Origin of the sequence: Halorussus marinus (genome assembly GCF_004765795.1) — an archaeon.
GTDB classification, from domain to species: Archaea; Halobacteriota; Halobacteria; order Halobacteriales; family Haladaptataceae; genus Halorussus; species Halorussus marinus.
The window spans coordinates 83,228-104,771 of the sequence record NZ_SBIV01000008.1 but is presented as its reverse complement, the minus strand read 5'-3'; the positions used below and the strand labels follow the sequence as shown (position 1 = coordinate 104,771).

The following is a 21,544-nucleotide window of genomic DNA, read 5'->3' as shown; positions in this document are numbered from 1 at the left end:
TCGCGGAAAGCGAGGCCGGCTACCGGCTACTCGGCGCGGACGCCGGTTCCCGGGCGGTCGATCGCTTCGAGGTCGATCTCGCCGCCGTCCATCGGGACGCCCGCGTAGGGGTCCTCGGCGAGCAACAGCGAGCCGTCGAGGTCGGCGTAGTCGAGCAGGGGTGCGAGGTGAGTCGCCGCCGCGATCGAGGCGTTCGACTCGATCATGCACCCGAGCATCACCTCCATGCCGTGGGCGCGCGCGGCGTGGATCATCCGGACCGCCTCCCGGAGTCCGCCACACTTCATGAGCTTGAGATTCGCGATGTCGGCCTTGTCGGCGATCCGGGGGATGTCTTCGAGCGTGACACACGACTCGTCGGCCGCGATCGGCAGGACCGACTGCTCGCGGACGAATCGCAGGCCCTCGGGATCGCCCGCCGGCACCGGCTGTTCGACGAACTCGACGCCGTAGCCGTCGAGCATCTCGACCTTCCGGACGGCCTCGCGGGGCGTCCACCCCTCGTTGGCGTCGACCCGGACCGTCGCGTCGGGCGCGGCCTCCCGGACGGCCGCCAGAATCTCCTCGTCGCGGTCGGTCCCGACCTTCACTTTCAGCGTGGAGTACCCCCGCTCGACGGCGCGCTCGGTCTTCTCGCGCATCCGCTCGGCGGTGTCGATCCCGATGGTGTACGAGCTCTCGATCGACTCGGTCGGGTCGAGCCCCCAGTACTGGTACAGCGACAGGTCGAGGCGTTCACAGACCAGATCGTGGAGTGCGATGCTGACCGCACACCGGGCGGCCGCGTTGCGCTCGACGACGTCGGTCAGCCGGCCCTCGATGCGTTCGAGCTGGTGGGGGTCGTCGACCTCCTCGACGGCCGCCAGCAGGTCGGGGAGCACTGCTTCGACCGTGTCGGCGGTCTCGCCGTAGTGGGCCGAGGGCGCGGCCCCGCCGACGCCCTCGTTGCCCTCGCCGTCCGAGATCCGGACGATCACGTTCTCGGCGACCTCCTGAGTGCTCCGGGAGATGGTGAAGGCGTCTTCGAGCGGGAGCTCGACCCGCTCGAACTCGGTCGAGAGGCTCATAGGATCGCCTCCAGCACGTCGTCGGCGTCGAACCGGACGGGGTCGGTCGCCGGCGCGCCGAGTTCGTCGGCGAACGACGCGACGGCGTCGCGGGCCGCGTCGTCCTCCTCGACCGACCGGGTGTTGAGCGCGCCGGCGACCACCTCGGTCTCGTGGACCGGCCGGGCGAGGTTCTCGTAGAGGTCGACGTACTCCGCGACCGGCGGGAGGGCGGTGTCCTCGTAGCCGTGGATCGCCTCGCGGCCCGCCTCGTGACACAGCACGAGCTCGTCGGCCATCGACCCGTGGAGGATGCCGCAGGTGACCGCCGAGTAGGCCGGGTGGACGATGCTTCCCTGCCCCTCGACGAACAGGTAGTCGTAGTCGTCGCCGCGCTCGACGATCATCTCCTCGACCGCGCCGGCGGTGAAGTCCGAGATCACCCGGTCGATGGGGTTGCCCCACCCCTCGATCATGATGCCGGTCTGGCCCGTCGGGATGAATCCGGCGTCGACCCCGCGGTCGCGGGCGGCTTCGAGTAGTTCCATCGTGGCGGTCATCTTCCCGACCGAGCAGTCGGTCCCGACCGTCAGGACGACCTCCGCGTCGACCTCGTCGGCGACCCCGTCCGCGACCGAGAGGTCGGTCGGCGGGTTTCGCACGTCCCAGATGTCCCCGCCGTGCTCGGCCGCGAGCCCGGCGAACTCCTCGTCGTCTTCGAGGAAGTAGTGGAGCCCCGAGATCAGGTCACAGCCGCGTTCGAGCGCCGTCCGGACGTCCGAGCGCCACGAGTCGTCGAACCCGCCGCCGATCGGCGCGATGCCGACGATGAGCGCGTCGACCTCGGGGGCCTCGTCCATCCCCGCGACGATGGGGGCGTCCTGCACGTCGGCCACGTAGTCGGCGACCCGGCCGCCGGCGGTGTCCCGGTCGAGGACCGCCTCGATGTCGTAGTCGGAGTATCGCAACAGGCCGAGCGCGGTCTTGGCACCGTCCGGGAACTTCTCGTGAGCGAGTATCGCAACTCTCATGACTCAATCGTCGTAACACCGGGGCTTAAAGCTCCCCGTGTCGGTAACCGCGTTCAGACGCGGTGACACGTCCGGGTTCGGCCGCCCGCCCGACCCGACTCGGCCGCCCGGACCGGAGGACAGATGACTCAAACGCGGGCTTCACCCTACAGAAAGCGTTTAGGACGCCGGACCGAACCGCCGCGCATGCCCTTCCGACGACGCGAGACGCTCGCGCTGACCGGCGCGTTTCTCGCCGGACTCGCCGGCTGTGCCGGCGACGAGCCCCGCGCGGAGACGACCGCGACCTCCGAGACGACCGACCGGCCCGACCCGACCGACACGACGACCGAGCCGACCGGCTTCGACGACTTCGAGGCGCCCGCGTTCCCCGACCCCGACTTCGCGACCGATCCCGATCTGGACGAGGACCTGCTGGCCGACCAGCTCCGCGGGAACGTCGCCTTCGGGCTCGACCTGCTGAGGGTTCTTGGCGACCGCGAGGGCGGCAACGTCTTCGCCTCGCCGTACAGCGTCTCGGTCGCGCTGGCGATGACGTACGCCGGCGCCCGCGGGACCACCCGCGAGGAGATGGCCGGGGCGCTCGACTTCGAACTCGACGGCGAGCGCCTCCACGCGGCGTTCGCCGCGCTGGAGGCCGAGTTCGCCCGACGGAACGAGGACGGGACGGACGCGGCCGTCCGGACCGCGACGGGCGAGGCGGACGGCGAGGACGCCGGCCCGGCGTTCGAACTCACCGCGGCCAACAGCGCGTGGGGCCAAGAGGGCTTTCCCTTCGGCGAGGCGTTTCTGGACCTGCTGGACGCCTACTACGGCGCCGGGCTCAGGCTCGCGGACTTCACGGGCGACCCCGAGGCCGCCCGCGAGCGGATCAACGGGTGGGTCGCCGACCGGACGAACGACCGCATCGAGGACCTGCTCCCGAGGGGGTCGATCGACACCGCGACGCGGCTCGTGCTCACCAACGCCGTCTACTTCTCGGCGCGGTGGGCGATGCCGTTCTCCGAGGACGAAACCGAGCCCCGTCCGTTCACCGCGCTCGACGGCTCGACCGCCGACGTGCCCACGATGCGACAGGAGCTGAAGACCCGGTACGCCGAGATCGAGGGCCACCAGCTCGTCGAACTCGACTACGCGAACGGCGACACAAGCATGGTCGTGGTCCTCCCGGCCGAGGGGGCGTTCGAGGCGTTCGAGTCGTCGCTGACGGTCGACCGGCTCGCGATCATGGTAGAGCAAGCGAGCCGCGCGCAGGTCACGCTCTCGCTCCCGAAGTTCGAGTTCGAGACCGGGGTCAGCCTCGTGGAGACGCTCCGCGAACTCGGCATGGACGAAGCGTTCACGCCGCGAGCCGACCTGAGCGGGATGAGCGACGACCGGGACCTGTTCGTCGACGACGTCTTCCATCAGAGTTTCGTGTCGGTCGACGAGCGGGGCACCGAGGCCGCGGCCGCGACCGCCGCGGTCATCGCCGAGACCGCGCTCTCCGACCGGGTCGAGATGACCGTCGATCGACCGTTCCTGTTTTACATCCGGGACAAGCCGACCGAGACGCCGCTGTTCGTCGGTCGAGTGACCGAAATAGAGTGATCGACCGCGTCCCGCCCCTGACCCGGCGCATCGCCGTCCGTGCAAGCAAACCCATGTGAAGCGAACGCGATGCGCCCACCGTGTCGGCGGTTCGCTCCGGGTGCGACCTACGGCCAGAGCCCGCGGGTCGCTTTCGCCTCGCCGATTCGACCGAGCGCGACGACGTAGGCGGCGTCGCGCCAGCTCACGTCGCGGGCCTCGACCTCGGCTCGAACGTCGTTCCACGCCGAGAGCATGTGGTCTTCGAGCTCCTCGTTGACGCGTTCGCGCGACCACTGGCGGCGGTTGATGTCCTGAAGCCACTCGAAGTACGACACCGTGACCCCGCCGGCGTTCGCGAGGATGTCGGGCACCACCGGCACGCCCCGCTCTTCGAGGATCGTATCGGCGGTCGACGTCGTCGGGCCGTTCGCGCCCTCGACGACCACGTCGGCGTCGACGTCGCCGGCGTTGTCGGCGGTGATGACGTTCCCGATCGCGGCCGGGATCAGCACGTCCACGTCGAGTTCGAGAAGTTCCTCGTTGGTCAGCGTGTTCGGGGCGTCGTACTGCATCACGGCCTCGGGCTGTTCCTCGTGGGAGGGGACCGCGTGGGTGTCCAGCCCGGTCGTGTCGTAGGCCGCGCCGTTGACGTCGCTGACCGCCACCACGTCCGCGCCCCAGTCGTCGAGCGCCCGGGCCGCGTTGGCCCCCACGCTCCCGAACCCCTGGACCGCCACCGTCGCGTCCTCGATGCGCTTCCCGTAGTAGTCGATGGCTTCCCGGGCGATGATAGCGACGCTCCGGCCGGGGGCTTCCTCGCGGCCGTAGCTCCCGCCGATCACGGGCGGCTTGCCCGTGACCACGCCGGGGATCGTCTCGCCCTCCTGCATCGAGTAGGCGTCCATGAACCACGCCATCGTCTGGGCGTCGGTGCCCATGTCCGGCGCCGGGATGTCGCGTTTCGGGCCGATCGTGTCGCGGATCTCGCCAGCGAACCGGCGGGTGAGCCGCTCTTTTTCCTCGGTGCTCAGTTCCTTGGGGTTCACGACGACGCCGCCCTTCGCGCCGCCGAACGGCAGGTCCATCACCGCACACTTCCAGGTCATCCACATCGACAGCCCCACGCACTCCTCGGCGGTGACCTCCGGGTGGAACCGAAGTCCGCCCTTGTACGGGCCCCGGACGTCGTCGTGCTGGGCGCGGTAGCCCGTGTACACCTCGACGCTCCCGTCGTCGCGTTCGAGCGGGACCGCGACCTCCACGACGCGAGTGGGGTGTTTGAGCCGCTCGATCACGCCCTCGTCGGTGTCGACGTGCGCGGCGGCCGCCGAGAGCTGTCGCAGGGCGGTTTCGAGCGCGGATTCGGCCTCGGCCTCGTCGGGTTCGGCGCCCTCTGCAGTGTGGGTCGCCATCTTACTCGTAGGGCATCCGTCGGTTTCGCATCGGACTCGCACACTCCGGACACCCGCCGGGGTGACCGGTGGCGCGCACCGTCTCGGCACACCGGAGACACTCGTACTCGTAGGCGTCGTCGGCGTCGTAGGTGACATCGCGTTGGCTCATGCTCGGTGACTACTGGTATCCGAGCCAGCCACATGGGCGTCGCAGTTGAATAGTAAACCGTGAATATCTCTGACACGGGTTACTATTCAACGTCCGCGGCTCCCGGCGCGGTTTCGAGCAGGGAGGCGAACAGCTTCCGCTGGATGCGGTTGACGTGGTCGTAGAACGCGGTGTGAGAGATGTCGAGCATGGCGGCGACGTCGCGGCCGGTCACGTCGCGCTGGCTGTCGAAGAAGCCGCTGTGGTAGGCCACCTGCGCGACCTCCAGTTGGCGGTCGGTGAGCTCGTCGGCCAACCGTCCGGGCCGCCCGCGGGTGTCGAGCGGACGGGTTCGCTCGCGCTGTGCGATCAGGTCCGCGCCGGGGTAGGCGTTCGAGATCACCTCGTCGATCGACCGGGCGCTGACCGAGTCGGGGACGTCCACCGTCAGCGAGAGGCCCTCGGGCGTCGCGCGCAGTTCGCGGACGAGCGCCCCGTGGTCGGCGAGAGTCCGCGTGAGAAAGTGGTCGCCGACCCGGAGACAGACCAGCCCGCCGTCGTCGGTCTCGCGGAGCGCCTCGACGCTCGTGATCCCGACCGACTCGGCGGCGGCGTCGACCACCCGATCGAGCGGCGCGCCCTCCACGGTGACGAACACGAGCGTCGTGCCGTCCTCGCGGGTCAGGTCGCTCTCGGCGCGCAACGCCGCGCCGGTCTCCTCGGCGAGCCGATAGAGCACCGCGCTCCGGTCGGCGATGCGGTACTCCAGTTCCACCGTGGTGTCGCTCCGGAGCGCCTCGGTGCGCTGGACGGCGTTGATGGCCGACGCCACCGTGTCGCCGAGCTCGCACAGCACCGACCGCACCATCTCGTCGAACGCCGCGGGCTCGTTCGCGTAGACGGTCAGCGTCCCGAACAGCACGTCGTCGTAGGCGAGCGGGATCGACAGGACCGACTGGAACCCCCGGGCCGCCGCCTCCGGACACCACTCGGCGTCTCGGAGGCGGTCGGCGACGTTCGAGACGAACGTCGCCTCGCGTTCGGTCGCGGTTCGGACGCTCGGCTCGACGCCCGCGGCGTCGGCGCCGGGCTCCAGCGAGACGCTGTCGAGATAGCCCCGTTCGTCGCCCGCCCACGCCCGCGGTCTGAGCGTCGCGTCCGAGGCGGCGGTCTCGCCGATCCACGCGAACGCGAACCGGTCGTCGCTCGTGAGCCTGTCGCAGACCGCCTCCTCGATGGTCTCGCGGGTCCGTGCGCCGACCAGCGCCTGATCTATCTCGCGGATGAACTCGTTCACCCGATTGAGCTGGGAGAGCCGACGGTTCTGTCGCTGGAGGGTCCGGTCGCGCTCCCGGAGTTCGGTCTCGCGCTCGATCCGGTCGAACGCCGCCTCCGCGGTCGCCGCGAGCAGTTCGGCGACCTCCTCGCTCACCTCGTCGAAGGCGTCCGGGTCCGCCGCGGCGGCCACGAAGACGCCGTGGTCGCCGAGCGGAACCGCGACGAAGTCGCCGAACTCCGAGAGCGGCGCGGGGTCGATCTCGTCCCGGTCGGCGTCCGCGCGCGTCGTGGTCTGCTCGTCGACGAACGCCCGGCTCACGGCCGTGGTCCGGTCGGGCGACAGCTCCGCCAGCCCGCCGGCCCGCTCGTCGAGCGCGCCCGCGACGGCGGCCGGCACCAGCGCGTTGGCCTCGCGGTCGAAGCGGTAGACCGCCGCCGCGGGCGTCCGGAGGACCGCGGTCGCGTCGGTCACCACCTCGGTCGCGATCTCCGACTTGGTCTCTGCGTACAGGAGGTTCCGGCTCGTCTGGTGGAGCTGGGTGAGCGCCGTCTCGCGCTGTTTGCGCTTGGTGATGTCCCGACAGCTGTAGAGGGTGGTCCCGCCCTGAATCGAGACCTGCCGGACGTTCACGAGCAGGGTGTGCTCGCGGCCGTGCTTGTCGGTCGCGGTGCACTCGACGTTCGTCAGGACGTTCTCGGCGTCGAGCCGGTCGCGGTCGAACAGGTCCTCGCCGAGGAGTTCGTCGATGGTCCCGAACTCGTAGAGCTCCTCGACGCTGTAGCCGAAGATGAAGTGGACGTTCGGACAGACGTAGGTGAACGCCCCGTCATCGTCGGTGACCAACACCGTGTCGGTCATGTTGTTGAGCGTGACGCGGTGTAGCTCCTCGGACTCGCGGAGCTCCTCTTCGAGTCGGACGCGCTCGGCGACCTCGTGGCCCTCGACGACGAGGCCGGTGACGTCGTCGCCGACCGGCCGGACCGTGAACTCGAAGCGGCTCCTGTCGTCGCCGGCCAGACCCGCCTCGAACGTGGCGTACTCGCCCGCGGCGCCCCGCCGGACCGCGCGCTGGAGGTCCCGGCGCGAATCGTCGAAGCTCACCCACGGCAGTCCCCAGAACCGCTTGCCGATCGCGGCGCTCTCGTCGAGCCCGAGCGCGTCGAGGGCCGCCGGGTTCGCCCGGACGACCGTCCCGTCGGGATCGAGGACCGCGACGAACCGGTCCGGGTCGGCGAAGAAGGCCTCGAACCGGCTCGCCTTCGCCGCCCGATCGCGGTCCTCGCGGGCTCGGGCCACCGCGGTCTCACACCGGCTCGCGAGGTCGGCGTCCGCGCCGCCGTCGCCGATCGGGACGTAGCCGTCGACGCCCGCCGCGACCGCCTCGCAGGCGAGCGATTCGGTGCCGTCGATCGGCGCGAGCACGAACGCCACCGACGATCCCGCCGATCCGAGCGCCTCCAGCAGATCGAGCCCCGTCCCGGCGTCGAGGCGGTGGGCGCTGACCACGCAGTCGACGTCGGACGACCGGCCGGTCACCGCCCCGAGCGCCTCCTCGCGGTCGCCGACCGACCGCGCCGCGAGGCCCTCCCCGCCGAGCGCCGGTCTCACCCGCTCTCGCCACGGCTCGGGTCCCACGAGGAGGACCGATACGGGACCGCTCGCGTCCCGAGGTGACCGAGTCGTATCCATCGTTTCCGCTATGGAACTCCCGGCGATAAAGCTTCGTATCGTCGGCGGGAGGCGGGACGCGCCGGGGCCAGCGATTAGTGGATCGCGGGCGAACCGACGGGTATGACCGATTCACCCCGAATCGCCGCACTCTGTGGCAGTCTCCGCGACGAGAGCACCACCCGTGTGGCCCTCGGGCGCGCGCTCGACGGCGTCGAGGCCGCCGGGGGCGACCCCGCGCTTCTCGACCTGCGCGAGTACGACCTGCCCGCGTTCGACCCCGACGTCGACGCGGCGGGCGACGCCGCCGCGCTCGCCCGCGAGGTTCGGGCGGCCGACGCCGTGATCCTCGGGACGCCGATGTACCACGGCTCGTACTCCTCGACGCTGAAGACCGCGATCGACTACTGCGGGTTCGAGGAGTTCGGGGACAAGACCGTGGGACTGCTCGGAGTCTCGGGCGGCCAGTTTCCCATCACCGCGCTCGAACACCTCCGGTCGGTCTGCCGGGCGCTCGACGCGTGGGTCCTGCCGTATCAGGCCGCGGTGGCCCGCTCGCACGCGGCGGTCCGAGACGGCTCGTTCGCCGATCCGGACCTCGAAGCTCGGGTGGTCCGACTCGGCGAGGAGACGGTCAGGTACGCCGACATCGAACCCACCCCGTCGACGATGGAGAGCGAGGAGAACGTCGGGGCGACCGAGTAACCCTCGCCGAGTCGACCCCGAACCTGCCGGGACCGCAGTGCCCTTCCGGCCGGCCGTCCACGGTCGAACCATGAGCGACACCAACCGGAAGTACCTGCTAGCCGAGCGCCCCGACGGCACGCCCGACCGCGAGACGTTCGAACTGGTCGAGCAAGCCGTCCCCGACCCCGCGCCGGGCGAGGCGCTGGTCCGGACGCTGTACCTCTCGGTCGACCCCTACATGCGCGGTCGGATGGACGCCGGCGAGTCGTACGCCGAGCCGTGGGACGTGGGCGAGCCCCTCCGTGCGGGCGTCGTCGCCGAGGTCGTCGAGTCCAACGGCGCGGGCTTCGAGGCCGGCGACGTGGTGACCGGCAACCTCGAGTGGGCCGACTACGCCACCGCGCCGGGCGCCCAACTCCAGCCCGTCGATCCGAGTCTCGGGCCGATCTCGACCGCGCTCGGCGTGCTGGGGATGCCCGGCCGGACCGCCTACTTCGGCACCCGCGAGGTCGCCGACCCGAAGGCCGGCGACACGTTCGTCGTCACGGGCGCGGCGGGCGCGGTCGGCTCGGTCGCGGGCCAGATCGCAAAGCGGTCGGGCGCCCGCGTGGTCGGGTTCGCCGGCTCCGACGAGAAGGTCGCGTTCCTCGAAGACGACCTCGGCTTCGACGCCGCCATCAACTACAAGGCGACCGACGACTACCGGGCGGCGCTCGACGAGGCCGCGCCCGACGGGGTCGACAGCTACTTCGACAACGTCGGCGGCCCGATCACCGACGCCGTCTTCTCGAAGCTCAACGTCGACGCCCGGGTCGCGGTCTGCGGCCAGATCTCGCTGTACAACGCCGAGGAGCTACCGACGGGACCCCGGAAGCTCGGCACGCTCGTCGAGACCCGGGCCCGCGTCGAGGGCTTTCTGGTCGGGGACTTCGCCCCCCGGTTCGAAGCCGCGACCCGACAGCTCGCCGAGTGGGTCGCCGACGGCGAGGTGACCTACCGCGAGACGGTCACCGACGGGCTACAGAACGCCCCCGACGCGTTCCTCGGGCTGTTCGAGGGCGAGAACATCGGCAAACAGCTCGTGAAGGTCGGCGAGCGCGAGGCGTAGCGACCCGACGCCGCCCGCGTGATTACTCCTCGGCGCTGACCTCGACCCGATCGCGGAGCCACGCGGCCGCCGCCGCGACCGCTTCGGAGTCGGTTCCGGTCACCTTCAGCCGGTTCTGTTTCTCGGTCGCGGGGTAGCTCCCCACCGTCACGTCGAATCGCTCGCGGACGCCCGCGACCGCCTCGACCACCGACGCCTCGGGCTGTGGGGTGTACAGCGTGGTCGAGACCGCGTCGCCGCTGAACTCCCCGGCGACTGTTTCGAACAGCGCCTCCATCTCGGCGGGGACGCCCGGGAACGCGTAGACGTTCTCGACCACACAGCCCGGACAGAGCCCCTCGGGGTTCATCAGCGGCCGGCTCCCCGCCGGGAGCGCGGCCCACGCGTCGACGTCGATGTCGAGGTCGTGGGCCGCGACCGTCTCGGGGTTCTCGTCGCGGTAGGCCGCGACGGTCGCGACCACGTTTTCGCGGACCGCGTCGTCGACGACGAGGTCGCGGTCGAACGCGTCGGCGACCGCGTCGGCGGTCACGTCGTCGTGGGTCCCACCGAGCCCGCCGGTGACGACCACGGCGTCGAACGCCCGGGCCCACTCGGCGACGGTGTCGCCGACGAGTTCGCGGTCGTCGGGCACCGTGAGGATGCGCGCGACGGTCGCGCCGCCCTCGGTGAGCCGGCTCGCGAGCCACGTCGCGTTCGTGTTCGCGGTGTCGCCCGCGAGCACCTCGTCGCCGACGGTGAGGATAGCGACTTCCATCGACAGGACCCAGGGCGCTCGCGGACAAAAGCGGCGCGGTCGGCGCGCGCCGGCCGGGTCCCTACCCGGACCGCGGCGTCGGGAGCGCCCGCCGGCTCCGGGGCGGGAGGAGGTAGTTGCCCCGGCGCTTGACGAACGTGTACTCGAGGATGCCGTTGTTCACCCGCTGGCGGATCTCGAGGTTGCGGGTCTGCTCGGTGCCGTTCATCGCCTCCCGGGTCTTCACGAAGTCGGCGATCGACCGCTGGAGCGACAGGAAGTGGACCCCGGCCTCGTCGCCGTCGGTCGAGTTGAAGTCCCGCCGGAGGATGATCGGCGAGCCGTCCTCTCGCACCGTCGCGTTCTTCTGGGCGTGGCCGATCCGGCCGTGCTCGCGGGCGGTCGCGTCCAGATCCTCGGGACACTCCTCGACCCGGCTCGAATCGCCGAGTTCCTCGCCGGTCTCCTCGACGAGGCCCTCCTCGGCGTGGAACGGACAGAACATCTCGCCCACCCGTTCGTCGTGGTCCTGCTCGCCGTACCAGTCGTCGAGCCGGAGCCGGATCTGGGAGATCTGCTGGGTGGTTCCGTCGGCGAACGGCCCGGACTCGATCGCGACCCGGTCCTCGCTCGCCTGATTCTTTCGGAACCCCGACTTGAACCCCATGTAGAGCGGGGCGTCCTCCGGGACCGGCTCCGAGTCGGGAATCCCGGCGACGTCCTGATTGTCGGCGGGCAGGCCGTCGCCGATGAACCCCGTCCGGCGGTCGACCCGCTCGAAGGCGTCGGCCAGCGACGCCTGCATCTCGACGTCGCCGAGCGACTCGCGGTCGCCCATCAGCGCCTCCTCGGCCGCCAGCACCGCCTCGCCGTGGTCGCTCGCGAGGTGGACGACCGCGTCCGGCCGGTCGAGCGCCGGGTCCTCGAACGACGAGAGCGCCTCGGGTTCGGGCAACTCGACCGATTCGGGGAGGTCGGCGCCGAACCGCTCGAAGTACGCCGGCGAGTAGCTCACGGTGAAAAGCAGGCCGTCGTTGCTCCACTCGTAGGCGCGTTCGAGGCTCCCGAGCGCCGCCTCGGTCCGCTCGCGGTCGGCGTCGGTCGGCTCGCCCTCGCGGGCGTAGTCGAGGTACAACAGCACGCGGTGGCGGGGCCCGAGGTGGTTGCCCGCCTCGTCGGTCGCGACCGACTCGTCCCACGCGAACTGTCGCTCGGGGAGCGACTGTCCGCCGTCGGGCGGTCGCGCGGCGTCGGGCGCTCCCCAGCGTTCGATGCAAGCGTCGAGTGCGGGCGCTCCCCCGATCGCGACGGCCGTTCGGACGAACGCCCGGCGCGACAGCCCCCGGTTCGCACTCGGTGTCATCGCCCCGTAGGTATGGGACGAACTCCCAAGAGTGTTTCCTACACCGTCAGCTCCATCTCGGGCATGTCGAGAAACGCCGTCTCGTACCCCTGATGGCGGGCGACCTGCGGCGGCGTCGACACCGACAGCGCGACGGTGTCGCCGGCCGCCAGCCCCGGGACGGCCGCGCCGTAGTGGTAGCCGGCCTCGGGGTCGAGCGTCCGTTCGAGTCGGCCCTCGAACGCGGTCTCGCCGTCGCGGGTGACGGCGGCCTCGACGCCCATCATCGGCAACACGAGATCGTTGTACGGCGTCCGGGCCGACGCGAGGAGGTACGGCTCGCCGTCGGTGAACCGGCCGGCCTCGTCGGCGGGCACCCGGCTCACCGCGAACCGGGCGTCGCCGCTCTCGGCGGTGCCGACGACCGATCCCGGAAGCTCTTCGAGCGCGGGCGCGCGACCGAGCGGCAGTGCCTCCATCTCCATTGGCCGGAGCGCGCCGCGCTCGCCCGCCTGATCGATCTCTCGAATCCGGATCTCCGAGCGGGTCGCCTCGGTGAACGTCAGTTCGAGCTCCGCGCTCGCCGGCTCGCCGAACCGGCCCTCGAACGCGCCGGTCCGGGGGATTTGGAGCCCGCCGACGCTCACGCGCACGCCGTAGGTTCCGTCGCCGTCGAGCGTGAAGTTCCCGCCGTAGTGAAAGCCCATCCGCTGGGAGAGCATCGGGTAGATGACCTCCTCGGAGACGAGTTCGCCGTCTCGGGTGATCTCGATCGACAGCCCCGCCTCGGGCAGGACGGTGTCGGTCTCGGGGTCCCACACTTGCGCCATGACGTGGGCCGAGGCGTCCGGAGACAGCGGCTGTCTGGACCGGTCGCTCCCGGTCACCGTCCAGAAGACGTGCGGGACGGTGTACAGCAACGCGACCGCGTAGTCGCCGACCTCCGCGGTCCCCTGCATCGACATCGATTCGAGGAACGGCTGGACGTAGACGCCCTCGGGCCGGTCTTCGACCGTCGTGCGCTGGGGACCGGCGGTCTCGTTCCCGGTCGTGGTCTCCTGTCGGTTCGGTCGGTCGCGCGTCGAGGCGCCGCCGACGGCGCCCGAGAGCGCCGTCCCGGCGGCGAGCCCCGACCCGAACGCGAGAAACGCGCGCCGCCTCATCGTCGCCCGTCGGTCGATCGGTCCGTCGTCTGTGCCGGTGTCGTCGGTCATTGGATTAGCTCTGTGTGGTCTGGTTCTCGGTCGGCGTGTTCACGAGCGACTCCTCGGTCGTCGTCGCGGTCGGCTCGGCGGTGTTGACGAGGCCGCCGTCCTCGCCCGCCTTCCGGAGGTCGAACAGCGACCCGACCGTCGCGTCGCCGACGGTCACGGCCTCGTCGGCCTCGGGGTCGAACTCCCCGTCGCCGTCGTCGGCGTGGATCATCGCGTACAGCCGGTAGCGCTCGTCGAGCGACTCGTAGAACGACTCGTCTATCTCGACGGTCACGTTCTGGTGGACGCCCGGCTCCAGGCGGACGTGACCGACCACGTCTCCCGGCGAGTAGTCGTCTTCGACGGCGTGGATCGCGAGGTAGCCGGGCTCGGCCAGCGACGCGTTCTCGATCGCGACGGTCGGGCCGTCGGTCGCCTGTCGGGCCCCCGACGCGCTCGCGGCGACGACGTACGACCGTCCGTCGTCGGTCTTGCCGACGCTAATCTGCGTGCCGGCGAAGCTACCGAACGACCGGAAGAGGTCGTCGTCGCCGTTGGGCTCGAACTCGCCGTCGCCGTCGTCGCGGTGGAGCGTCGCCCAGACGGTCGTCGCGTTCGTCTGCTCGGCCCAGTACTCGGCGTCGGCGGTGACCGACACCGCGCTCCGGTAGCCCGCCCCGAGGCGCTCGTACCCGAGCACCCGGCCCGGACTCTCGCCGTCGTCGGCGCGGACCGCGAGGTAGCCGCCGTTCTGGAAGAAGAGGTTCTCGACCACCACCGTGCCGTCGCTCGAAAGCTGGGCGTCGGCACTGAGGTGGTTGCCGTGCGCGGTCGCGATACCGGCTCCGAGCGCGACGGCGCTCCCGACGAGCAGGCAGGCGACCGCGAGTGCGAACGTGCTGTTTGTCGTTGACATTGGGACGAAACTGTGGTCGGACGAGGTCGATCCCGTCCGGTCGAAAGCCGCTACTGGCTCTGTCGGGCCGACCGGAGGACCTGCTGGAGCCGGTCGGTGGTCATTTCGACGTTATCGCCGGCGACCCCCGTGTTGGGTACGGTCTCGCCGTCCTCCCAGTAGGAGATCGCGCGCTGGACATCGGCCTGGGTCAGCTCGCCGTCGCCGTCGCGATCGAGTTGCTCCTCGACGGTCCGGACCGGCGACTCCTCGTCGCTGACTCGGAACACGTACAGCCCGGTTTCGAGGTCGCTGACCGCGACGAAGTCCCGCTCGTCGTTGTAGTTCGCGCCCCACGCCATCGGGGGGTCGCCGATCCAGTCGGCGCCCTGTGCTTCCTCGGCGCCGTCGATGGTGAGATACTGGTGGGCCGCCACGGGGTTGGTCGGGTCCGAGAGGTCGTAGACGACCGCTCCCTCGTGGTAGCCCCCGTCGACGAGCAGTCGGGTCCCGTTCTTGTAGACGACCTCGTGGTTGTGGGTCGTCCAGTCGTAGAGCGCGAACTCCCCGTCCTGGGACTTCGCGTTCGGCGAGTGGACGAACCCGACGTGGACGGGGTCCTCGAACGAGCCGTCCTGCCACCCGACGTCGAGTACGTGCTTGCCGCCGGGGAGTCCGGTCCCCTTCTCGTCGCCGACGATCACGAGGTCTTCCTCCGGGTCGGGGTGGGCGTAGTGACACAGTTCGAACCCGACCTCGCCGACCTCCGAGTAGTTCGGCCGGTACTTGTAGTCGAAGGTGCCGACCAGCTCTGGACTCCGGGGATCGCTGATGTCGTGGACGGCGTAGCCCACGAACTCCCCGGCGATGAACGCCGAGTGGAGCATGTCGCGGTTCTCGTCGACCACGACGTCGTGGTTCGACCCCAGCGGTTCGACCGTGGTGACCCGTTCGGGATTGGCGGGGTCGCTCGTGTCGACCACCGTGATGCCCGGTGCCGACCCCGATGGGTTCTCGGCGTCGCCCATGTCATCTACTCGCGAGTTGACCAGATAGAGGACCGGCTCGCTGTAGTGGGCGTCCATGTTGTGAACTCCCGAGGGGCGGTCGACCCGGCCGACCACCTCGGGTTCCGAGACCGACCCGGCGTCGTGGCCGTAGTCGACGACCTCGACGCCGCCCATCCCCTGGTCGTCGTTTGGCTCTTGGGATCGGTAGTACAGGCCGTCGCGGCTGTCGAACTTCACGTCGGCGTTCCGGGTCGAGGCCGACGACGGGAGCCGGTGGGCCTCGGTCGGGTTCGACAGGTCGCTCAGGTCCGCGAGGAACGACCCGCCCTCGCCGAGATAGCTCCCCATGACCGTGTACTGGCCGTCGGCCCGGACGTCTACCTCCGAGAACCCGCCCGGCGGGTCCGACAGCAACGAGTGGGCCTCGAGTTCGAGGACGCCGCTCGTCGCAGTTACTTGCTCCTGACCGCCGGATTGCTGTGCCCCCACTTTCCCCACGCCGCCGACGGCGAGCGCCGTCGCACTAAGTGTCTTCAGGAACGCGCGTCGAGTGTTTTCGACCATTCGACTTCCCAGTGGTAACCCAACACATTCGATAATCAATATTCTCCATTGTTCCCTTCTGCCAGCTATAAAGTCTTAGTGAGGTCGAGCGCGCGGCGGGTCGGCCCGCCGAGGCGCCGACCGCGTTCACGAGTCGGTCTGGTTCGGCTCCAGGGACCCCTCGACGTCGAACTCGACTTGCGCGCCCGGCCCGATGCCGGTCTCGTTAGCGAACCCCTGTTCCATCTCGAGGACGTACTTCGCCGGGCCGTCGCTGGCGTAGGTCGCGAGCTCGTCGTCGGACGCCTCGGGCGCCGGCGGGTCGGCGTGCTCGACGTTGCGGACGGTGCCGTTCGCGTCGACGAACACCATGTCGAGCGGGATCAGCGTGTTCTTCATCCAGAACGACCGCTCGTCGGCCTCGCCGTAGACGAACACCATCCCGCGGTCCTCCGGCAGCGACTCGCGGTGCATCAGGCCAGTCGCCCGCTCGTCGGGCGAGTCGGCGACCTCCAGCGTCACGTTCGCCACCGCCTCGCCGTCGACGAGGAACGTCGCGTCGACGGTCTCGGTGATGGTTTGGGGCTGGGCCGCCGCTTCGGCCGCGGTCGTTTCATTGCCTTCGGTCGCGGTCGTTTCATTGCCCTCGACCGCGGTCGTCTCGTTGTCTTCGGCCGCGGTCGTTTCGTTGTCTTCGGCCGCGGTCGTTTCGGCTTCTGTCGTCTCGGTCGCTTCGCCCTCAGCTTGCGCGTCGGTCGTCGTCTCGGCCGCAGTGGTCTCCTCGGAGACGGCGGCCGTCGTCTCCTCGCTCGCGGTCGTCTCGGTCGCCGTCTCGTCGGCCGCCTCGGTGACGGTTATCGCCGCCGCGCTCACGGCCGACTCGCCGTCGGCGTCGTACCCTCGCACCGAGACGTAGTACTCGCCCGGCTTCACGTCGTCTGCCGGACGTACCACCGCCGAGACGGTCGTCGACTCGCCGGGCGCGAGCGGTTCGGTCGAGAGCCACTCGGCGTTGCCCTCGCTGAAGTTGACGTTCTCCCCCGACGACTGGTCGACGATCGCCCAGCCGGCTGGTACCACGACGCCGACGGCGGGCGCCGTGCTGTCGGCCTCGCCGTCGTTTCGCAGGGTCACGTCCATCGTGACGTTCTCGCCCTGCGCGACGGTGTCGGCGACGCCGGTCTCGAGTGTCAGGTTCGCCTCGGCCCGATCGACCGGGAACGTCACGACCGCCGTGTCGGACCCGCCCCCGGCGTCGCTGGCCCGCGCCGAGACGTAGTACTCGGTCGGCGCCTCGTCGGCCGCGAGCCGGAACGTCGCCTCGACGGTCATCGACTCGCCGGGCGCGAGCGACTCGGTCGAGATCCACGCCCGCTCGGACTCGCTGTAGGTGACGTTCTCCCCGGCCGACTGGTCGACGACCTCCCACTCGCCCGGCACGCTGACCAGTTCGATCGCCGGACTCGCGGCCGGCTCGTCGCCGTCGTTCGCGAGCGTGAACGTGGTCGTGACGTTGTGATCGGGCACGATCACGTTCGACCCCGACGCGGTCAGGTTCAGCCCGTCCGCCGACGTCTGGACCGCCGCCGGTCCGGCCCCGTCAGCGTCGCTCTGGCTCACGACCGACCCCTGTACCCCCAGCGCCCCCATCGACACCGCCAACAGCACTGCGAACACGACTGCGAAAACTCTCCCCCGATTCGTTGTCATTTCCCCAGCACCACAGACAATACATCCGCATATAGTGATTCGGCATGTTCTCACCCAGCAGTCTTTCAGAATAAAGCGGTCGCTCGGCGACGCCGGCGTTCCCGCCCGAGACGGTCGTGCGACGCGGTTCCCGCCCTCGACACCGCCCGGCCCGTCGCGGTGAGCCGACGCGCCCGTCGCTTACCGCCGCGGGCCGGTCGGGGCGTGGACTCGCAGGGCGCCGGCGGGCAGCGAGGCGTCCGAGTTGAGCCGGACGAACCCGCAGTCCCGACAGTAGACGGCGCCTGCGTCGCTCGACGCTCGCTCGCCGTCGGCGTCCGCGGGCACGCTGAAGTAGCGGTCGACCGACCCGTCGAGCGATCGGCCGCAGTCCGAGCAGACGTCCGCCCGCATACGTGCCCGCTCGACGCCGCGGGGCTTCAGTATACGCCGCCTGCGACGGTCCGTAAGTGGGTAACCACTCCCTGTGACCGCGCGCCGACGCCGGGGCGGGTCGGGCCGTCCCCGATATCGCCGGCGACGCGGCCGAATCGACAACAGTTTTGAGGCAGGCTTGAGCGCACTCTCGACGTGCACAAGATAACGAACAGCGGGTGGGTCGAGGTCGTCACCGGGTGCATGTTCTCCGGGAAGACCGAGGAACTGCTCCGCCGGCTCCGCCGGGCCGAGATCGCCGGCCAAGAGGTCGCGGTGTTCAAGCCGGCTCTCGACGACCGCTACGGTGACGCCACCGTGGGCTCGCACAACGGTCGCCAGTGGGACGCGACCGTGGTCGACGCCGAGGCGGGCGTCTGGGAGATCGCCGAGAGCCTCAACGGCGAGCAGGTGGTCGCGATCGACGAGGCGAACTTCTTCTCCGAGGAGTTGGTCGAGGTCTGCGAGGCGCTTGCGGCCGACGACCGCAGAGTGATCGTCTCGGGCACCGACCAGACGTTCCGGGGCGAGCCGTTCGAGCCGGTGCCGCGGCTCATCGCGCTCGCTGAGTACGTCGACAAGTATCAGGCCATCTGTGCGGTCTGTGGCGAGCCCGCGACCCGAAACCAGCGGCTCATCGACGGCGAACCCGCCCACGTCGAGGACCCGACCATCATGGTCGGCGCCGAGGAGTCCTACGAGGCGCGATGTCGCAACTGTCATACCCTTCGAACCGAGTAGTTCGACTGTGACCCAATGGGTCGAGAACCCCACGGGCGGGCGCGACCGCGGGCCGGCCGCGATCGCTCGCGCGTGGATCGAGGTACTGCGTGCACCCACCCGGTTCTTCGAGCGCGGCGTGGCCCCCGGCGATCAGGCGCCGGGACTGGTGTTTGCGATGACGGTCGTGCTCGTCGAGGAGGCGACCCGGTTCGCGCTGGTCCCGGGCGCGGCGCCGGTCATCGGCGGTCAGCCCGGCCTCTCGGCACTGCTCGGCCTGCTGTTGGCGGTCCTGTTCGTCGCGCCCGCCGCCCTCCACCTCACCGCGGCGCTCCAGACGCTGTTGCTCATCGCGGCGGTCCCCGATCGGGGCGGAATCAGCGAGACGGTGCAGGTCATCGGGTACGCGACCGCCCCTTGCGTGCTCGCCGGCGTCCCGAGCCCCACGCTCAGGGCCGCCTGCGCGATATACGGCTCGGTGCTGTTCGTGATCGGACTCCGGACCGTCCACGCCACCTCGACGCTCCGGGCGGTGCTCGCGGGCGCGATCCCGGCGGCGCTGGTGTTCGGCTACGCCTTCCGGGGGATCGCGGCGTTCGAGGAACTGCTCGTCGTGCGGGGCGACGAGATCTGTCTGCGCGCGGTCGAACTCGGATTCGAACTCTGCCTGCCGGTGGCGTGAGCGCGGGCGGCGTCGGTCCGTCCGCCCATCTATAAGGCCGCGGCCCGCGAACTCCGGGCGCATGCTCAATCTCATCGTCGAGGACTTCATGGTCGAACTCAAGGACGGCGCCATCCAGAACGTCGGCCCCTCGAACAAGACCGCGAGCGCGAAGCTGTTCGACGTCGAGTCGGCCGAGGCACGGGAGTTCGGCGACAAGCGCGTCAAGATCGTCTGCGAGGACGAGGAGGGCAACGAGGTGCAGGTCGCGCTGTTTCCCGAAGAGGTCCGGGAGATCGCCGCCGACATCGAGGCGATGGAAGACGACAGCCCGGTCTTCGAGTGATCGCGGCTGACGCCGGGCCACCCACCCCGGGACGGAAACCGGTTTGGGGCCCGAGCCCTTCCGAGACGGTATGGACGGACAGACTGCGGTCGTGACCGGCGCGAGTCGTGGCATCGGCGAGGCGGTCGCCCGACGGTTCGCCGAGGAGGGCGCGCGAGTGGTCGTCTGCGCCCGCGAGAGCGACGGGCTCGACGAACTGGTCGCGGACGTCGAGGCGGCGGGCGGCGACGCCGAGGCGCTCCGGGCCGACGTGCGCGACGAGTACGACGTGGAGCGACTGATGGAGACCGCCGCCCGGGGGAGCGAGCGCGGCATCGACGTGGTGGTCGCGTGCGCGGGCGTCTATCACGGGCGCCCGGGCGAGACGCCCCTCGACCGGGAGTCGTACGCCGCCTTCGACGACACGCTCCGGACGAACGCGCGCGGGGTGTTCACCGCGATCCGAGAGGCGATACCCCATCTCGCGCCGGACGCGCGGGTGCTGGTGCCGTCCGGACGCGTCGCTCGGGAGGCCAAGCCGGGGTACGGGGCCTACGCCGTCTCGAAGGCCGGCGCGGAGGCGATCGCGCGCGGGTTCGCGGCCGAACTCGACCGGACGGTCGGGATCGTCGATCCGGGGCAGGTCGCGACGGACCTCACCGGCGGCACGGGGCGTGATCCCGCCGATGCGGCCGGCCTCGTCCACTGGGCCGCGACCGACGCGCCGGCCGAGGACCTCGACGGCGAGATCGTGGGGCTCCGCGAGTACAAGAAAGCGACGGCGTGAGCCGCCCGTCGCCGCGAACTCCTCGGCGCCGGTCGACCGGGCCGCGACCGACGGCCTTATTAACTTCTCAGATCTGGTTAACAACAATGCGATTCTCTCGACTCGGCGTTCTGGGACTGCTCGCGCTCGTCGCGCTGACGCCGCTCGCGATCCGGGGCGGCGCCGGGAAGGTCGTCGTCATCGCGTGGGTGGCGTTCGTCGCGATGGCGGGGGCCGGACTGCTCGGCGAGCGCGCCGCGGCCTCGACCGACGCGGGGCGGCTGGTCTGGGGGTACGGGCTGGCGAGCGGCGCGATGATCACGAGCGCGGCGGTGTTCATCGTCCCCGACGCGATCTCCCACCACGCCAAGTTCGGCGGGTTCGGCATCGCGCTCGGCGTGCTGGTCGGGTTCGGCGCCCACACCCTCGGCCACCGGGTGACCCACGTCGACCTGCCGTTCGACCGCACCGCGGCCGAGCTCACCGCCCACTCGCTTGCCGCCGGGGCGATCATCGGGCTCGTCTACGGCAACATGCCCGATCCCGGTCTCCTGCTCGGACTCGCCATCGTCTCGCACAAGGGGCCGGCGGGCTACGCCGCCGCAAACCGGCTCCGGCGGGCGGACAAGCACGTCTCGATGCTGTTGCTCCCCGCGGCGGGGGTCGGCATCACCGCGATTCCGGCCGCGCTCCTGACTCTGCCGAGTAGCGGCCCGGTGAACGGCGTGGTCTTCGGCTTCGCGGCGGGCGTGTTCCTCCACGTCGCGATGGACTTCCTGCCCGAGTGCGAACTCGGCGGCGAGGTCTACGAGGTCGCGCAGGTCGACGACCACGCCCACTCGCTGCTCGACCGGCTCCGGACGCAGGCGGTCCTGAGCACGACCCTCGGCGGGGTCGCGGTGTTCGCGGCGTGGTCGGCGCTCAAGTACGGCGGGTAGGTGGCCTCGCGTTCCCGGGAGTCGGTTTTCGCGATAGCTTCAAGTGATCCGGCGTCGTCGCTCAGTCCGAGACACATGAAGCGAAACGTCGGCGGACTCGATCAGGGCGTCCGGATCACCCTCGGGCCGCTTCTCGTGGTCGCCGCGGTCGGATCGGCGCTCGGGAGCCTCCGACTCAGACCCGCGGTCGCGCTCGCGGCGTTGGGCGTCGGCGGGGTGCTCACCGCCACCGGACTGACCCAGCGGTGTCCGGCCAACGAGGCGCTTGGCATCGACACGTACGGCTCGGGCGAGCTCTCGGAGGCGGCCCGGACGGTCCGAGACCGGGCGCGCCAGTAACGCTCCGCCCGGCTCCGAA

General features: G+C 70.5%; 21 protein-coding genes. 9 read left to right on the top strand and 12 right to left on the bottom strand.

Annotated elements, in window-relative coordinates:
* Nucleotides 1-26 precede the first annotated feature (26 nt).
* Nucleotides 27-1,067 (bottom strand): dipeptide epimerase, encoded by a 1,041-nt coding sequence (locus tag EPY72_RS15555; protein ID WP_134671849.1) that lies wholly within the window; start codon nt 1,065-1,067, stop codon nt 27-29.
* Nucleotides 1,064-2,077 carry an N-acetyltransferase DgcN family protein gene (locus EPY72_RS15550; RefSeq protein WP_135807014.1) on the bottom strand — a complete coding sequence of 338 codons (1,014 nt, stop codon included), beginning with the start codon at nt 2,075-2,077 and terminating at the stop codon, nt 1,064-1,066. Before EPY72_RS15550 ends, EPY72_RS15555 begins: the two co-directional genes overlap by 4 nt.
* A gap of 186 nt (nt 2,078-2,263) precedes the next feature.
* Here EPY72_RS15550 and EPY72_RS15545 point away from each other — a divergent pair, with 186 nt between their 5' ends.
* Entirely contained in the window at nt 2,264-3,667 is a 1,404-nt protein-coding gene (locus tag EPY72_RS15545) for a serpin family protein (RefSeq protein WP_135807013.1), read from the top strand.
* A gap of 107 nt (nt 3,668-3,774) precedes the next feature.
* Here EPY72_RS15545 and gdhB read toward each other — a convergent pair whose 3' ends face one another.
* The 3 genes from gdhB to EPY72_RS15530 all read right to left on the bottom strand — a co-directional run bounded on the left by gdhB (nt 3,775) and on the right by EPY72_RS15530 (nt 8,159).
* Nucleotides 3,775-5,061, bottom strand: a complete 1,287-nt coding sequence (gene gdhB / locus EPY72_RS15540) for a glutamate dehydrogenase GdhB (protein ID WP_135807012.1) — start codon at nt 5,059-5,061, stop codon at nt 3,775-3,777.
* A 1-nt stretch (nt 5,062) separates the two neighbouring features.
* Nucleotides 5,063-5,212: a rubrerythrin-like domain-containing protein gene (locus EPY72_RS15535; RefSeq protein ID WP_134671853.1), complete on the bottom strand. Its 150-nt coding sequence runs from the start codon at nt 5,210-5,212 to the stop codon at nt 5,063-5,065.
* Nucleotides 5,213-5,294: 82 nt separating this feature from the next.
* Entirely contained in the window at nt 5,295-8,159 is a 2,865-nt protein-coding gene (locus EPY72_RS15530; RefSeq protein ID WP_135807011.1) for a bacterio-opsin activator domain-containing protein, read from the bottom strand.
* Nucleotides 8,160-8,261: 102 nt separating this feature from the next.
* On the opposite strand from EPY72_RS15530, the gene EPY72_RS15525 reads away from it, so the two are divergent.
* Both EPY72_RS15525 and EPY72_RS15520 read left to right on the top strand, forming a co-directional pair.
* Complete coding sequence (locus tag EPY72_RS15525) at nt 8,262-8,843, top strand: NADPH-dependent FMN reductase (RefSeq protein ID WP_135807010.1); 582 nt, start codon at nt 8,262-8,264, stop codon at nt 8,841-8,843.
* Nucleotides 8,844-8,913: 70 nt separating this feature from the next.
* Entirely contained in the window at nt 8,914-9,933 is a 1,020-nt protein-coding gene (locus tag EPY72_RS15520) for an NADP-dependent oxidoreductase (protein WP_135807009.1), read from the top strand.
* A gap of 22 nt (nt 9,934-9,955) precedes the next feature.
* On the opposite strand, the gene EPY72_RS15515 is transcribed toward EPY72_RS15520, so the two are convergent.
* From EPY72_RS15515 to EPY72_RS15485, 7 genes are all read right to left on the bottom strand, one after another.
* Entirely contained in the window at nt 9,956-10,690 is a 735-nt protein-coding gene (locus EPY72_RS15515) for a competence/damage-inducible protein A (RefSeq protein WP_135807008.1), read from the bottom strand.
* Between the two features lie 61 nt (nt 10,691-10,751).
* On the bottom strand, nt 10,752-12,032 hold the full coding sequence (locus tag EPY72_RS15510; RefSeq protein WP_135807007.1) for a DUF7405 family protein: 1,281 nt from the start codon (nt 12,030-12,032) through the stop codon (nt 10,752-10,754).
* 38 nt (nt 12,033-12,070) lie between these two features.
* Nucleotides 12,071-13,225, bottom strand: coding sequence for a DUF7350 domain-containing protein (locus EPY72_RS15505; RefSeq protein ID WP_244605602.1), 1,155 nt, complete (start codon nt 13,223-13,225; stop codon nt 12,071-12,073).
* Between the two features lie 4 nt (nt 13,226-13,229).
* Nucleotides 13,230-14,120, bottom strand: coding sequence for a DUF7282 domain-containing protein (locus EPY72_RS15500; RefSeq protein WP_134671859.1), 891 nt, complete (start codon nt 14,118-14,120; stop codon nt 13,230-13,232).
* Between the two features lie 50 nt (nt 14,121-14,170).
* Nucleotides 14,171-15,673 (bottom strand): LVIVD repeat-containing protein, encoded by a 1,503-nt coding sequence (locus EPY72_RS15495; protein WP_134671860.1) that lies wholly within the window; start codon nt 15,671-15,673, stop codon nt 14,171-14,173.
* A 126-nt stretch (nt 15,674-15,799) separates the two neighbouring features.
* On the bottom strand, nt 15,800-17,362 hold the full coding sequence (locus tag EPY72_RS15490) for a DUF192 domain-containing protein (protein ID WP_135807006.1): 1,563 nt from the start codon (nt 17,360-17,362) through the stop codon (nt 15,800-15,802).
* A 180-nt stretch (nt 17,363-17,542) separates the two neighbouring features.
* Nucleotides 17,543-17,755, bottom strand: coding sequence for a hypothetical protein (locus EPY72_RS15485; RefSeq protein ID WP_134671862.1), 213 nt, complete (start codon nt 17,753-17,755; stop codon nt 17,543-17,545).
* A gap of 177 nt (nt 17,756-17,932) precedes the next feature.
* On the opposite strand from EPY72_RS15485, the gene EPY72_RS15480 reads away from it, so the two are divergent.
* The 6 genes from EPY72_RS15480 (at nt 17,933) to EPY72_RS15455 (ending at nt 21,525) form a co-directional block, all read left to right on the top strand.
* Complete coding sequence (locus tag EPY72_RS15480) at nt 17,933-18,517, top strand: thymidine kinase (protein ID WP_134671863.1); 585 nt, start codon at nt 17,933-17,935, stop codon at nt 18,515-18,517.
* A gap of 7 nt (nt 18,518-18,524) precedes the next feature.
* Complete coding sequence (locus EPY72_RS15475) at nt 18,525-19,178, top strand: YIP1 family protein (RefSeq protein ID WP_134671864.1); 654 nt, start codon at nt 18,525-18,527, stop codon at nt 19,176-19,178.
* Nucleotides 19,179-19,239: 61 nt separating this feature from the next.
* Entirely contained in the window at nt 19,240-19,503 is a 264-nt protein-coding gene (locus EPY72_RS15470) for a hypothetical protein (protein WP_134671865.1), read from the top strand.
* 70 nt (nt 19,504-19,573) lie between these two features.
* The gene (locus EPY72_RS15465; RefSeq protein ID WP_134671866.1) at nt 19,574-20,269 is read left to right on the top strand and encodes an SDR family NAD(P)-dependent oxidoreductase; all 696 of its coding nucleotides are present in this window, start codon (nt 19,574-19,576) and stop codon (nt 20,267-20,269) included.
* 86 nt (nt 20,270-20,355) lie between these two features.
* Nucleotides 20,356-21,186, top strand: coding sequence for a ZIP family metal transporter (locus EPY72_RS15460; RefSeq protein WP_134671867.1), 831 nt, complete (start codon nt 20,356-20,358; stop codon nt 21,184-21,186).
* A 75-nt stretch (nt 21,187-21,261) separates the two neighbouring features.
* Nucleotides 21,262-21,525, top strand: coding sequence for a YgaP family membrane protein (locus EPY72_RS15455; protein WP_134671868.1), 264 nt, complete (start codon nt 21,262-21,264; stop codon nt 21,523-21,525).
* The last annotated feature ends 19 nt before the right edge of the window (nt 21,526-21,544 follow it).

Bases quoted from the DNA above. Each gene is read 5' to 3' on its own strand.
- EPY72_RS15495 (WP_134671860.1), bottom strand. From the start codon at position 15,673: ATGGTCGAAAACACTCGACGCGCGTTCCTGAAGACACTTAGTGCGACG.
- EPY72_RS15550 (WP_135807014.1), bottom strand. From the start codon at position 2,077: ATGAGAGTTGCGATACTCGCTCACGAGAAGTTCCCGGACGGTGCCAAG.
- EPY72_RS15520 (WP_135807009.1), top strand. From the start codon at position 8,914: ATGAGCGACACCAACCGGAAGTACCTGCTAGCCGAGCGCCCCGACGGC.
- EPY72_RS15545 (WP_135807013.1), top strand. From the start codon at position 2,264: ATGCCCTTCCGACGACGCGAGACGCTCGCGCTGACCGGCGCGTTTCTC.
- EPY72_RS15490 (WP_135807006.1), bottom strand. From the start codon at position 17,362: ATGACAACGAATCGGGGGAGAGTTTTCGCAGTCGTGTTCGCAGTGCTG.
- EPY72_RS15455 (WP_134671868.1), top strand. From the start codon at position 21,262: ATGAAGCGAAACGTCGGCGGACTCGATCAGGGCGTCCGGATCACCCTC.
- EPY72_RS15510 (WP_135807007.1), bottom strand. From the start codon at position 12,032: ATGACACCGAGTGCGAACCGGGGGCTGTCGCGCCGGGCGTTCGTCCGA.
- EPY72_RS15500 (WP_134671859.1), bottom strand. From the start codon at position 14,120: ATGTCAACGACAAACAGCACGTTCGCACTCGCGGTCGCCTGCCTGCTC.
- EPY72_RS15470 (WP_134671865.1), top strand. From the start codon at position 19,240: ATGCTCAATCTCATCGTCGAGGACTTCATGGTCGAACTCAAGGACGGC.
- EPY72_RS15515 (WP_135807008.1), bottom strand. From the start codon at position 10,690: ATGGAAGTCGCTATCCTCACCGTCGGCGACGAGGTGCTCGCGGGCGAC.
- EPY72_RS15485 (WP_134671862.1), bottom strand. From the start codon at position 17,755: ATGCGGGCGGACGTCTGCTCGGACTGCGGCCGATCGCTCGACGGGTCG.
- EPY72_RS15535 (WP_134671853.1), bottom strand. From the start codon at position 5,212: ATGAGCCAACGCGATGTCACCTACGACGCCGACGACGCCTACGAGTAC.
- gdhB (WP_135807012.1), bottom strand. From the start codon at position 5,061: ATGGCGACCCACACTGCAGAGGGCGCCGAACCCGACGAGGCCGAGGCC.
- EPY72_RS15460 (WP_134671867.1), top strand. From the start codon at position 20,356: ATGCGATTCTCTCGACTCGGCGTTCTGGGACTGCTCGCGCTCGTCGCG.
- EPY72_RS15465 (WP_134671866.1), top strand. From the start codon at position 19,574: ATGGACGGACAGACTGCGGTCGTGACCGGCGCGAGTCGTGGCATCGGC.
- EPY72_RS15555 (WP_134671849.1), bottom strand. From the start codon at position 1,067: ATGAGCCTCTCGACCGAGTTCGAGCGGGTCGAGCTCCCGCTCGAAGAC.
- EPY72_RS15530 (WP_135807011.1), bottom strand. From the start codon at position 8,159: ATGGATACGACTCGGTCACCTCGGGACGCGAGCGGTCCCGTATCGGTC.
- EPY72_RS15505 (WP_244605602.1), bottom strand. From the start codon at position 13,225: ATGACCGACGACACCGGCACAGACGACGGACCGATCGACCGACGGGCG.
- EPY72_RS15525 (WP_135807010.1), top strand. From the start codon at position 8,262: ATGACCGATTCACCCCGAATCGCCGCACTCTGTGGCAGTCTCCGCGAC.